This window comes from Bittarella massiliensis (ex Durand et al. 2017), from assembly GCF_009876955.1.
Classification (GTDB): Bacteria; Bacillota; Clostridia; order Oscillospirales; family Ruminococcaceae; genus Bittarella; species Bittarella massiliensis.
The window spans coordinates 43486-55869 of record NZ_WWVY01000003.1 but is presented as its reverse complement, the minus strand read 5'-3'; the positions used below and the strand labels follow the sequence as shown (position 1 = coordinate 55869).

The window sequence follows — 12384 nt, the reverse complement described above, 5'->3', positions numbered from 1 at the left end:
TTCCAACGCTCCGGCCGGGCGAGAAAAGTGCTGCCCCCGCTGGACGGGGGGGCAGCGTTTTTCAAGGTGGAGCGGCCTGTTCCGACGGCACGGTTTTCTGCGCCCTCCGCGAGCGGGAAAATCGCAGAGGATGGCCTTTTTGCGGGCGGTTTGAAGCTGGCCATGCTCTCCCCTTTGAGATGGTGCCCTTCACCGCCGAAGAGAGGTGGAAAAAACGCTGTCGCTGTGGCCGGTGTGCGTCAGGGTGAGAGCCTCCTGCCGCTCTGGCCCAACAGGTGGCGGGCGGGACGGCTATTCTTCGCAGTTTGCTTTGAAGGAGACCTGTCCTTCCCGTCTGGCCTTTTTACCGCACGGCGGCGGTTGGAGCGGCCCCCGCACAGGGGGGCCTGCTTCCAACCGGACAGCCGGGCCCTGCTGGAAGCCAGAACTTGAGGGTTCAGATCGCCGGACAAGCAGCCGGAACGGCGGCTGCGATCCCTCGCTCCGTGCGGCTGCCGGGAACGGCCGCGTCCTCCTGTTCCGGCCCAAATGGCCTTTTCTCTTTAGGGGCCAGCCCCTGGCGTCTCCCGACAGTGGCATCCCAAAGGCCGACCCCTATTTCGCGGTGGACACCTCTCCTGTCACGGCCCGACGCCTCCCTCCAGCCCGGCAGCGAAGGGCTGGGGCGCCGTTCCCACAGCGACTTTAGGGCCGGATGCCGCCCTCTTGGGGAACCGGGCCTCCATACCGCCAGACGGCGGCGGCCAGGACGGCGGTCACCACAGCGGCCCCTGGCCAGAAGAGGGGGTTGTGGGTGCCGCCCGCCAGGATCAAGAGCCCGCCCAGGGTGGCCAGCAGGGGGATGAGCACCCCGCTGACCCAACCGCCCGCCTTCCCCCGGAAAAACAGCCGGATGAGGAGGAAGTAGACCGCCATGTAAAACAGGTAGCTAAAGGCCACCGTGCACTCGGACAGGTCGGCGTTGGGGAGCCAGCCGCCGCGCTGGCTCCAGTAGTGCAGCCCCAGCCAGAGCGCTGAGGTGGCAAAGGAGAGGATGGCCGAGGGGACGGGGATGTCCAGCCGGGCGTTGACCCGTTCGAGGGTGGCGGCGCCGGGCACCATCCCCCGCAGGGCCAGGGCGTGGGGCATGCGGATGCTCCCCATCACCAGGCCGTTGACCGTCCCCATCACCGAGATGAGGACAAAGACCAGCACCGCCTTGGCCCCCCAGGGCCCCAGCAGGTTGCCTGCCATCACGTCGATGTGGGCGTCCCCCAGGGCCATCACCCGCTCCGGGCCCAGGTAGCAGGAGACCCCCACAAAGTAGAGCAGGTAGATCGCCAGCACCAAAAGGGGGGCGGCGATGAGGGCGATGCGGAGGTTCCGCTTGGCGTCGCGCACCTCGTGGGCGATGGAGGTGGCCACGATCCAACCGTCAAAGGAGAAGGCGATGGGGGCCAGGGCCGCCGTCCACCCCAGGGCGGCAAAGGCGCTGCCGGTCTGCGGGGGGACGATGGAGGTGGGGTCGCCGAAGAGCATCCCCACGGCGGCGAAGAGGAGGAGGGGGATCAGCTTGACCACCGAGGAGAGGCGCTGAAAGGCACCCCCGAATTTGGGGGAGAGGGTGTTGTAGAGGTAGCAGAGAAGCAGAAAGCAACCCCCCACCAGCACCTGTGTGCCCAGGGACCAACTCTGCCCAAAGAGGAGGGCCAGATAGACCCCCACCACCGAGGAGACCACCGAGATGAGGGAGGGGTAGTAGAAAAAGGTCTGGAACCAGCCGGCCGCACAGGCCAGTCGGCGGTTGCCGAACTCCTGGGCGTAGGCCACCAGCCCGCCGGGGGAGTCGGTGAGGGAGGCCAGCTGGGCAAAGGCCAGCCCGCCGAAGACGATGGCGATGGCCGCCACCGCAAAGGCCAGGGCCCCCAGGGCGATGTTGCCCCCGGTGAGGGTGAGGATGTCGTCGGCCTTGAAGAAGATCCCCGAGCCGATGACGATCCCCACGATCATGGTAAAGGCGGTGAACAGGCCGTATTTTGGTTTGAGTTCCACGCGGTTGCCTCCTTTTCCCCTTTCGCGCGCGGCGGAAAGAGGGTTTTGTGTTGAGTATGGTCGATTGCACTGCCCTTTAGCCGCCCGCCGCTGCCCGGCGGGCAGAAAAAAGGCGGGCCGCCCGGAAAGGGCAGTCCGCAGTCGAGTTGGAAAAGGGAGAAAAAGTTTGAAAAGCGTTTTCAATTGCGGGTAAAAATGGTAGTATACTAATGGACAAGGGCGACGGCCCGACCCTGGGGTGCCGCCTACTTTTTGCCCCTGCCACCGCCGTTTTTGCCCAGCTCCGCCTCCACATTGCTGATGAGGTTTTGCAGGGAGGAGTAGTAGAGGGGGTAGTTCTCGGTCATGGACTGGGTGGTCAGGGCAAAGGCGTCCCGGTTTTCGATGGGGGTGAGCCCCTCCAGGTCCTGCCCTGCCGACAGGCAGTCGATGTTGGCCTCGTTCTGGCTCATGGCGCTGCCGCAGAGGTGGGACACCCGCACCTTGGAGATGCTGAACATGGTGTCCTGGTTTTTGGGGTTGATGCCGCAGAGTTTGCGAAAGGACTTGTAGACGGCGGTCATCAGGTAGCTCGACACCTCCCGCGTCAGCGAGTCGTTGCGCCCCTTGGAGAGCATATCGAAGACGATGTGCAGGGAGTTGGTGATGAGCTTTTTATTGAGCACCGGCATGATGCTGCCGGCAAAGGCGTTCTGGCGGCCGCCGTCCCCGTCGGGCAGGTCGTCCACCGAGAGGGTGAGCCCGGCGCGGTCGGGCGAACGGCCCAACAGGTAGTCGCAGGAGACGCCGTAGTAATCGGCCACCTTCACCACGAACTCCAGCCCGCACTCCCGTATGCCCTTTTCGTAGTGGGAGAGGAGGGCCTGGGAGATCCCCAGGCTGGCAGCCACCTGCTTTTGGCTGACCCCCTTCTCCTTCCTCAAAAGAGTCAGGATCCTATGAAAATCGGCATTCATCGTCAAAACTCCCCGCATTTTTACATAGTGTAAATTATAAAGCAAGCAAAACCTTTTGTAAAGGCAAATTTGAGTGATTTGGGCGGAGGGATTTTTCTTTCTCCGCATTGCAATAATAAGGAATGGTGTTTTTATGAAAACTTACAAGGTCCACCTCATCCGCCACGGCCTCACCCAGGGCAATTTGGACGGCCGGTATGTGGGGGCGCGCACCGACCTGCCCCTCTGCCCCGAGGGGGTGGCCCGCCTGCGCCGATTGCAGGAGGATTACGATTACCCGGCGGCGGACAAGCTCTATGTGGCGCCCCACCTGCGCTGCCGGCAGACCGCCCACCTGCTCTACCCCGGGGTGGCCGAGCAGGAGGTCATGGAGGAGCTGGGGGAACTGGACTTCGGCCGCTTTGAGGGCAAGACCCTGGAAGAGCTCAAGGGCGACCCCGACTTTGAGAAGTTTGCCGCCGGGTCGCCGGACGCCTTCATCCCCGACGGGGAGGAGATCGAGGAGTTTGCCGCCCGCTGCACCCTGGGCATCCGCACCGTCATTGAGGACATGATGAAGGGTGGCGTGGAGTCGGCGGCGGTGGTGGTGCCCGGCGGGGTGATCATGGGGCTGCTGGCCGCCTTTGGCTACCCCCGCAAGCGCCAGTTGGAGTGGCACTGCGACGACGGCTGCGGCTACACCCTGCTGGTGACCCCCCAGTTGTGGCAGGCCGCCCAGGCCTTTGAGGTCATCGGCATCATGCCCCACGGGGCGCAGACGCCGACCCCCCTCAGCGGGCGGTAAAAAGAGAGATTCGGCGGGGCCTGTGGCCCCATGGAGAGAAAGGCGGTCGCGTGATGGCGGAAGAGAGAAGAGAGCAGTTGGGCCTGGTACACATCTACACGGGGGACGGCAAGGGGAAGACCACCGCCTCGGTGGGGCTGTGTGTCCGGGCGCTGGGCGCGGGGGAGCGAGTCTACTTTACCCAGTTTTTAAAGGGCGGCGACTCGGCCGAGCTGGAAAGCCTGCGCCGCCTGGGGGCCCAGGTGTGTTCGCCCCGCACCAGCGGCAAGTTCTACTTTGCCATGGACGAGGGGGAGAAGGCGGCCTGCCGGGCCCAGCAGCAGGAGCTGCTGGCCCCGGCGGCCGCGGCGGCTGCCGGCGGGACCTACCGGCTGGTGGTCTGCGACGAGATCATGGCCGCCCTCTCCCTGGGCCTGGTGGAGGAGGGGCAGGTGCTCGCCCTCCTCGCAGGCCGGGATTCGGGGACCGAAGTGGTGCTCACCGGGCGGGACGCCCCGCCCGCCCTGGTAGAACAGAGCGATTACTGCACCGAGATGTGCTGCCGCAAGCACCCCTTTGAGAGGGGCGTCCCCGCCCGCAAGGGGATCGAGTTTTGACGCTGATGGGAAGGGAGGGAGCGAGCGAGTTGAGACAGAGCATCAAGCGGGACTCGAAAAAGATCCTCCGCCACCAAATCGGCAAGGCCATGGCCGTCCTCTTCATGGTGGTATCGGTGCTGATGTTTTTCACCCTGGTGGAGCGCATCTGTGCGCAGACCCTCAACATCTGGGGCCTCTCCGACCTCTTCGCCCTGGAGGAGGTCCCCTTTGACGCCCCGGTGGTGATCCTCAGCGCTTCGGTCATCCTCGCCATCTGGCTGCTGCGGGGGCTGGTCTTGGCCCCCCTCTACCTGGGCCAGCACCGCTGGTACTGGAATGTGGCCCTGGACCCCGACGCCCCGGTGTGGGATGTCTTTCACTATTTCGGCAGTCTGCGGCGGATGGGGCGGAGCATCTGGTACGCCCTCAACCTGATTGCCCGCAGCGCCTTTTACAGCGTCTGCATGCTGGCCCCCTCGGCGGGGCTGCTGTGGGCCGGGTACTACTTTTACATCTCCACCGACAGCACCCTCTTCACCGCCCTGGGGGCGGTGGTCATCATCCTCTCCCTGCTGTTGATGGCCCTGACGGTACCGCTGCTGGTCTACTTTCTGACCCGTTACTTTCTGGCCAAGTACATCGTCATCTCCCGCTCCGACATCCCGGTGCGAAAGGCCTTTCACATCTCGGTCAAGGAGATGGCCAGCCGCCGGGGGGAACTGTTCTTCCTCTACCTCTCCTTCCTGCCCTGGGCCCTCCTCTCCCTGCTGGTGATCCCCATCCTCTACTTCTTCCCCCACCTCTCCACCAGCACCGCCCTCTACGCCCACTGCTGGCTGCGGGAGCTGGACTTCACCGCCTACGGCTGCCCGGCGCAGCGGGCGGCGCAGGGGGCGGCGCAGAGGGAGGGCGGTGCCTAAAACAGCGCCGTCTGCCCCAACAGGGCAAAGGAAAGAGCCGCACCGGCGACGATCCGGTGCGGCTCTTTCTTTTGCCGGGCCGCCCCGTGGGCAGCCGGCTTTTTAGGGCGCAAAGAAGGCGGCGCCGAGGCGCCGCCTTCTTGCCGCGTGAGGAAAACGCGAAGTGCAAAACTTGTATGAAAAACAAAGAGGGCAAGCGAGGGGAGAAGAAGTCTATTTTTTCAACTTCTCAATGCAATCGCTGCAGACCAGGCGGTCCATGTAGTTGACCAGGTCCTTGTCCGAGCCACAGAAGACACAGCTGTCTTTGACCTTGCGCAGGCTGATGACATCGTCCTCCACAAAAATTTCAATGTTGGTCCCCTTGGTCATGTCCAGGCTGCGGCGCAGCTCAATGGGGATCACGATGCGGCCGAGTTCATCCATCTCACGAATAATGCCAGTAGATTTCATTGCTATTTCTCTCCTTCTTGTCGATATAAAACTGCAAAAAATGTGGGAACTGAGATTATTATAGTCAAAGGGCGTCGATTTGTCAATTTTTTCAAGTAAATAAATGGGAGAAAGGAATACAATTTACACTCTTGACATATTTATCCTCGAGAGAGGGGCGGATTTTCGTGATGACGTATATATGGGTGGGGATGCTCGTTCTGTCGGTGATCTGCGGGGCCCTCACCGGGCGGATGGAGGGGGTTTCGGCCGCCGCCATGGGGGAGTGCATCAAGGCGGTGGAGCTGTCCATCACCCTGCTGGGCTCCCTCTGTCTCTGGGGCGGGGTGATGAACATCGCCGAGAAATCGGGGCTGACCGAAAAGATCTCCGGCTGGTTTTACCCCCTGGTGGGCAGGCTTTTCAGGGGGGTGCGGCGGGATTCCCCCGCCTTTGCCGCCATCTCCATGAACCTGATGGCCAACCTCCTGGGGCTGGGGAACGCCGCCACCCCCCTGGGCCTTACCGCCATGCGGGAGCTGGACCGGCAAAACGGCGAGGGGGAGAGCGCCTCTGACGACATGATCACCTTTGTGGTGCTCAACACCGCCTCGCTGCAGCTCATCCCCACCACCGCGGCCACCCTGCGGCTCAAGGCGGGCAGCCAAAACCCCATGGAGATCATCACCTGCGTCTGGCTCTGCTCCGTCCTCGCCCTGGCGGCGGGGCTGTTGGTCAACCGCGCCCTGCGGGGCGCCACCCGCACCCGGGGGACCAAGTCGGCCGCCCGCCGGATCGCCAAGGGGGGGAGCCGGCCGTGACCGCCTATGTGGTGCCCCTGCTCCTCTGCGCCTTTGCCCTCTACGGCATCTCGCAGAAGGTGCCGGTTTTTGACGCCTTTATGGAGGGGGCGGGGGAGAACGCCAAGGTGATCCTGCGGGTGCTCCCCTCCCTGGTGGGGCTGATGACCGCCGTGGGGATGTTCAAGGCCTCCGGGGCGCTGGACCTCCTGCAGGCGGGGCTGGCGCCGGTGGCATCGCTGCTGCAGATCCCGCGGGAGATCATCCCCCTGGCCCTCCTGCGCCCCATCTCGGGCAGTGGGGCAATGGTCATCTTTCAGGACGTGCTCCAGTCCTTTGGGCCGGACAGCTACATCGGCCGGGTGGCCAGTGTGCTCATGGGCTCCACCGAGACCACCTTTTACACCCTGGCGGTCTACTACGGGGTGACCCATGTGAAAAAGACCCGGCACACCCTGCCCTCGGCCCTCTCGGCCGACCTGGCGGGCTTTGTCTGCAGCGCCCTGCTGGTGCGCCTTTTCTTCGGCGCGGCGGGCTAAGGGCGAAAAAGGAGGGGCGCAGGCCCGCCGCACGCGGTGTCTGCGCCCCTTTTTGGGCCGCCTTCCCCTTTCGGATCAGGGGGAGGCGGTCTTTTGGCCGGTCGGGTCCCTTCCCCGCGGGCAGGGAGGGCGCTCAACCGGTCCGCCCTTCTGTCAGCTCCTCCATCGAGACCTGCAACAGCTGGGCGATCTGCGCCAACTCCACGTCGGTCGCAAAACGGCTCCCGTTTTCGATGCGCTGGATGGCGTTCTTGTCCAGATCCAGGCCGAGCACCTGCAGCCGCTCGGCCAACAGTCGCTGGGACACCCGGGGCCGCATCTGTTTGCGCAGCCGGGCAATCTGCTTGCCGCAAAGGTTGTTGCGGCCGTCCGGAGCTTTGTTCTTGTACATGGTCGTATCACCTTCTCGCTCACCTTACACAGGCGTTTTTTCAAGCCAGTTTTATTATAGGTTTGCCCGGGAGAGAGGGTGACATTCGCCTAATGTCAGGGTCGCGCGGCTGTGGGAAGAGGGGATAAAAAAAGAGAGGGCGGGGGAAGCCACTGCTTCTCCCACCCTCTCGGGCGCATGGAATGCGCGGTTGCACAGGTGTTTTACAGGCCGATGAAGCCCACTTTTTTGTAGACCTTTCGCAGCATCTTGGCGGTGGCGCGGCAGGCCTTTTCCGCGCCCTTGGTGTAGCATTCTTCCAGGTATTCCCTGTCCTTCGACAGCCGGGCGAAGGCCTCGCGGATGGGGGCCAGCTCGTCGCTGACGGTCTCGCCCACCGCCATCTTGAAGGCGCCGTAGCCCTTGCCGGCAAACTCCCGCTCGATCTCGTCGAAGTCCTTGCCGGTGATGGCGGAGTAGATGGACATCAGGTTGTTGATGCCGGCCTTCCCCTCCCGGCGGCAGACCACCCCTTCGGAGTCGGTGACCGCCTTTTTGAATTTGCGGAGGATGACGTCCGGCTCGTCGAGGATGGAGATGAAGCCGTTGGGGTTGGGGTCGGACTTGCTCATCTTTTTCTCCGGCTCGGTGAGGGACATGATCTTGGCCGCCGTCTTTGGGATGTAGGGTTCGGGCACCACAAAGGTCTCGCCGAAGCGGCCGTTGAAGCGGTTGGCGATCCCCCGGGCCAGCTCCAGATGCTGTTTCTGGTCCTGCCCCACCGGCACCAGGTCGGTGCCGTAGGCGAGGATGTCGGCGGCCATCAGCACCGGGTAGGTGAAGAGCCCGGCGTTGATGTCGTCGGGGTGCTTCTGGCTCTTCTCCTTGAACTGGGTCATCCGCCCCAGGTCGCCGAACTGGGTGAAGCAGGAGAGGACCCAGGCCAGCTGGCTGTGGGCGGGGTTGTGGCTCTGGATGAAGAGCAGGCTCTTCTGGGGGTCGATGCCGCAGGCGATGAGCAGGGCGTAGCAGTCCAGCGTCTGGCGGCGCAGCTTGGCCGGGTCCTGTTTGACGGTGATGGCGTGCAGGTCCACCACCGAGTAGGTGCAGTCGTACTCGTCTTGCAGGGGACCCCAATTCTTCACCGCCCCCAGATAGTTGCCCAGGGTGAATACCCCGGTGGGCTGGATGCCGCTGAAGATGACCTTTTTGCGCGGGGTCGTGCTCTGTTCCATAAATGCTCCTCTTTTCTATACTAAACGTAATTTATGCAAAAGTTTTTACAATTTCCGCCATGATCTGCACCCCTTTGACGATCTCCTCGTCGCTGGGGGTGGAGTAGTTGACCCGGAAGGAGTGACAGGGCTGGCTCTCGTCGGTGTAGAAGGCGCTGCCCGGCACCAGGGCCAACCCGGCCTTGACGCACCGCTCGCAGAAATCCAGCATGTCGATTTCATCGGGGAGGGTGCACCAGAGAAACAGGCCGCCCTGGGGCTTGCGGTAGGTGACCTTGCCCCCCAGGTAGCGGTCGATGGCCTCGCACATGGTCTGGGCCTTTTTGCGGTAGGTGGCCTGCAGCCGGGCGATGTGCTCGTTTACGTCCCAGCGGGTGAGGAACTCGTTGCAGATGATCTGCGCCAGGGAGTTGGAGTGTACGTCGGTGGTCTGCTTGGCCACCGCCAGTTTGGAGGCCAGTTCGTCCCGGGCCACCACAAAGCCCACCCGCAGGGCGGGGGCCAGGATCTTGGAGAAGCTGCCCAGGTAGATGACCCGGTCGCCCCCCCGGTCGAGGGACTTGATGGTGGGCACCGGCTCCCCGTCGATGCGCAGGTCGCCGTAGGGATTGTCCTCCAAAATCAGCAGGTCGTGGGCCCGGGCAAAGTCGAGGATGGCCTGGCGCTTTTGCAGCGAGGTGACCACCCCGCTGGGGTTTTGGAAGGTGGGGATGATGTAGAGGAAGCGGGGGTTGTGGGCCCCCTCCCAGGCGGATCGCAGGCTGGCGAGGGAGAGGCCGTCGTCCTCCAGCTCCACCGGGGCCAACTGCACCCCGTAGGAGCGGAAGGTGTTGAGGGCGCCGATGAAGGTGGGTTTCTCCACCAGCACCGTGTCCCCCTCGTCGCACAGGCACTTGGTCACCAGGTCGATGCCCTGCTGGGCGCCGGAGGTGATGAGCAGGGTGTTTTCGGAAAAGTCGATGCCGTAGTCCTGGGCCAGCCATCGCTCCAAGGTGGTGCGCAGGGCGGGATAGCCCTCGCTGAGGGAGTACTGCAGGGCGGCGGTGGGGTCTTTTTGCAGGATGTCGGCGGTGATGGCGGCGATCTTCTCCACCGGGAAGGTCTCGGACGCGGGGTTGCCGGCGGCGAAGGAGATGACGTTCGGGTCGGACGAGTACTTGAGGATCTCCCGGATCACCGAGGGCTTGAGGGTCGACATCTTGTGCGAGATGGGGTAGGACATGACGGTTCCTCCTTTTCACGGTCCCAGCCGGGCCTCGATGGGCCGGGCCGGGGGATGGGTGCGGCTGAGAATGCCAGAGGCGCGCAGCGGGAAACGGTACAGGCCATGGGGCGGGGAGCGGAGGCGTCTGTACATCTGTCCGGCCACCGCCGGTATCATGGCCGCGCTGCGGTTTGGATGTCACCGGCGCGCCGTGCGCGTGGTATGGGCCACGGGGCGGGGAGCGGAGGCGTCTGTGCATCCGCTCGGCCACCGGTATCATGGCCGCGCTGCGGTTTGGATGTCACCGGCGCGCCACCCGTGTGGTATGAGCCATGGGGCGGGGAGCGGAGGCGTCTGTGCATCCGCCCGGCCGCCGGTATCATGGCCGCGCTGCGGTTTGGATGTCACCGGCGCGCCACCCGTGTGGTACAAGCCATGGGGCGGGGAGCGGAGGCGTCTGTACATCCGCCCGGCCGCCGACGGTATCGTGGCCGCGCTGCGGTTTGGATGTCACCGGCGCGCCGTGCGCGTGGTATGGGCCATAGGGCGGGGAGCGGAGGTGTTTGCACATCCGCCCGGCCGCCGCCGGTATTATGGCCGCGCTGCAGTTTGGATGCCACCGGCGCGCCGCACGCGTGGTACAGGCCATGGGGCGGGGAGCAGAGGCATTTGCACATATCCGCCCGGCCACCGGTGTCATGGCCGCGCTGCGGTTTGGATGCCGCCGATGCGCCGCGCGCGTGGTACAGGCCATGGGACCAGGGACTTTTTTGCATCTGCCTGACTGCCGTTGGCATCATAGCCGCGTTGCGGCCATTATACCACAAAGAGCGAGGGGAGAAAATCCCCCCGCCCCTGCAAAGCGCCGAAAATCCCCTGGCCGGCAGCCGATAAATTGACAAATGCCGGCCCAGACTGTACTATAAGGGCAGGTGGCTGCCGCCGCCTTTTTTGTGCGGCGCCGGCCGACTGCACACCGCAGCAGCGCCCGCCCCGGCGGCTGGGCAGTTTTGATTTGAAGAGAAGAAAAGGTGGTAAAGAGAATGGAAGGCAAAGTTCGCACCCGGTTTGCGCCCAGCCCCACCGGCTACATGCACGTGGGCAACCTGCGCACCGCCCTGTACGCCTATCTGGTGGCCAAGAAAGACGGCGGCACCTTCATCCTGCGCATCGAGGACACCGATCAGCAGCGCAAGGTCGAGGGGGCCGAGGACATCATCTACAACACCCTGCGCCAGTGCGGCCTGCGGTGGGATGAAGGCCCGGACATCGGCGGCCCGGTGGGCCCCTATGTGCAGAGCGAGCGGATGGGGATGTTCATCGACTACGCCAAGCAACTGGTGGAGTCGGGCCACGCCTACTACTGCTTCTGCGACAAGGACCGGCTGGAGCAGATGAAGACCATCCAAAAGGCCTCCGGCCAACCCACCCGCTACGACGGCCACTGCCGAAACCTCTCCAAGGAGGAGGTGGAGGCCCGCCTCGCCGCCGGAGAGCCCTATGTCATCCGCCAGAAGATGCCGCTGGAGGGGACGACCACCTTCCACGACGAGATCTTCGGGGACATCACCGTCGAGAACAGCACCCTCGACGACCAGGTGCTCATCAAGCGCGACGGGATGCCCACCTACAACTTCGCCAACGTGGTGGACGACCACCTGATGGGGATCACCCACGTCATCCGCGGCAACGAGTACCTCTCCTCCACCCCCAAGTACAACCTCCTCTACCAGGCCTTCGGGTGGGAGATCCCGGTCTACATCCACTGCCCGCCGGTGATGAAAAACGCCACCGAAAAGCTCTCCAAGCGAAACGGCGACGCCTCTTTTGAAGACCTGGTGGCCAAGGGCTATTTAAAGGACGCGGTCCTCAACTACATCGCTTTGCTGGGGTGGAACCCCAAGGGCGAGGAGGAGATCTTCACCCTCGATGAACTGGTGCGGGAGTTCTCCCCCGAGGACATCTCCAAGTCCCCCGCCATCTTCGATTCCCAGAAACTGCGCTACATCAACGCCGAGTACCTGCGGCGGATGGACGAGGAGACCTTCTACGAGACCGTTCTCCCCTGGATGAAGAAGGGCGTCGCCCGGGAGGACATCGATTTTCACCTGCTGGCCCAGGTGCTGCACGCCCGCACCGAGGTGTTGGAAGAGGTGCCCCCTCAGCTGGACTTCATCGACGCCCTGCCCGATTACAGCAACGACCTCTACACCCACAAGAAGATGAAGACCAACGCCGAGACCTCCCTGGACGCCCTGCAGAAGGTGCTGCCGGTGCTGGAGGGGATCGAGGACTTCACCCTCGCGCCGGTCCATGACGCCCTCTTTGCCCTCATCGCCGAGTTGGGGGTCAAAAACGGCGCCGTCCTCTGGCCGCTGCGGGTGGCCCTCACCGGCAAGTCCTTCACCCCCGGCGGCGGGGTGGAGATGGCGGTCATCCTGGGCAAGGAGGAGTCCCTCGCCCGCATCCGCAAGGGCATCGCCCAGCTGCAGGGCTGACGGGCAGATCCCCTCTTAAAAGAGAAGGGACGGCCGC

The 12384-nt window shown here is 64.0% G+C and carries 12 protein-coding genes; 6 read left to right on the top strand and 6 right to left on the bottom strand.

Annotated features, from left to right (window positions below; genetic code table 11):
* Window positions 1-684 precede the first annotated feature (684 nt).
* Entirely contained in the window at window positions 685-2031 is a 1347-nt protein-coding gene (locus tag GT748_RS04140; protein WP_021660540.1) for an APC family permease, read from the bottom strand.
* A 245-nt stretch (window positions 2032-2276) separates the two neighbouring features.
* A complete protein-coding gene (locus tag GT748_RS04135; RefSeq protein WP_353590584.1) occupies window positions 2277-2954 on the bottom strand; it encodes a helix-turn-helix domain-containing protein in 678 nt (225 codons plus the stop codon).
* Between the two features lie 166 nt (window positions 2955-3120).
* Between GT748_RS04135 and GT748_RS04130 the strand changes: the two genes are divergently transcribed.
* The 3 genes from GT748_RS04130 to GT748_RS04120 are packed head-to-tail and all read left to right on the top strand — an operon-like array spanning window position 3121 to window position 5269.
* Window positions 3121-3771 (top strand): histidine phosphatase family protein, encoded by a 651-nt coding sequence (locus GT748_RS04130; RefSeq protein WP_044993040.1) that lies wholly within the window; start codon window positions 3121-3123, stop codon window positions 3769-3771.
* A 53-nt stretch (window positions 3772-3824) separates the two neighbouring features.
* Window positions 3825-4367 (top strand): cob(I)yrinic acid a,c-diamide adenosyltransferase, encoded by a 543-nt coding sequence (locus GT748_RS04125; RefSeq protein ID WP_161222315.1) that lies wholly within the window; start codon window positions 3825-3827, stop codon window positions 4365-4367.
* A gap of 29 nt (window positions 4368-4396) precedes the next feature.
* Window positions 4397-5269: a DUF975 family protein gene (locus GT748_RS04120; RefSeq protein ID WP_161213362.1), complete on the top strand. Its 873-nt coding sequence runs from the start codon at window positions 4397-4399 to the stop codon at window positions 5267-5269.
* Between the two features lie 213 nt (window positions 5270-5482).
* Here the strand turns inward: GT748_RS04120 and GT748_RS04115 are convergent, their stop codons facing one another.
* The gene (locus GT748_RS04115; protein ID WP_021660535.1) at window positions 5483-5722 is read right to left on the bottom strand and encodes an AbrB/MazE/SpoVT family DNA-binding domain-containing protein; all 240 of its coding nucleotides are present in this window, start codon (window positions 5720-5722) and stop codon (window positions 5483-5485) included.
* A 170-nt stretch (window positions 5723-5892) separates the two neighbouring features.
* Here GT748_RS04115 and GT748_RS04110 point away from each other — a divergent pair, with 170 nt between their 5' ends.
* Together GT748_RS04110 and GT748_RS04105 are read left to right on the top strand one after the other, a co-directional pair.
* Window positions 5893-6522 carry a nucleoside recognition domain-containing protein gene (locus GT748_RS04110; RefSeq protein WP_021660533.1) on the top strand — a complete coding sequence of 210 codons (630 nt, stop codon included), beginning with the start codon at window positions 5893-5895 and terminating at the stop codon, window positions 6520-6522.
* Window positions 6519-7040 (top strand): spore maturation protein, encoded by a 522-nt coding sequence (locus GT748_RS04105; protein ID WP_021660532.1) that lies wholly within the window; start codon window positions 6519-6521, stop codon window positions 7038-7040. Before GT748_RS04110 ends, GT748_RS04105 begins: the two co-directional genes overlap by 4 nt.
* A 133-nt stretch (window positions 7041-7173) precedes the next feature.
* On the opposite strand, the gene GT748_RS04100 is transcribed toward GT748_RS04105, so the two are convergent.
* From GT748_RS04100 to GT748_RS04090, 3 genes are all read right to left on the bottom strand, one after another.
* Window positions 7174-7431, bottom strand: a complete 258-nt coding sequence (locus GT748_RS04100; protein WP_161213363.1) for a helix-turn-helix domain-containing protein — start codon at window positions 7429-7431, stop codon at window positions 7174-7176.
* A 203-nt stretch (window positions 7432-7634) separates the two neighbouring features.
* Complete coding sequence (gene trpS / locus GT748_RS04095; protein WP_021660529.1) at window positions 7635-8645, bottom strand: tryptophan--tRNA ligase; 1011 nt, start codon at window positions 8643-8645, stop codon at window positions 7635-7637.
* A gap of 31 nt (window positions 8646-8676) precedes the next feature.
* Window positions 8677-9867 (bottom strand): PLP-dependent aminotransferase family protein, encoded by a 1191-nt coding sequence (locus GT748_RS04090; protein ID WP_021660528.1) that lies wholly within the window; start codon window positions 9865-9867, stop codon window positions 8677-8679.
* A gap of 1025 nt (window positions 9868-10892) precedes the next feature.
* Between GT748_RS04090 and gltX the strand changes: the two genes are divergently transcribed.
* Window positions 10893-12347 carry a glutamate--tRNA ligase gene (gene gltX / locus GT748_RS04085; RefSeq protein WP_021660526.1) on the top strand — a complete coding sequence of 485 codons (1455 nt, stop codon included), beginning with the start codon at window positions 10893-10895 and terminating at the stop codon, window positions 12345-12347.
* The last annotated feature ends 37 nt before the right edge of the window (window positions 12348-12384 follow it).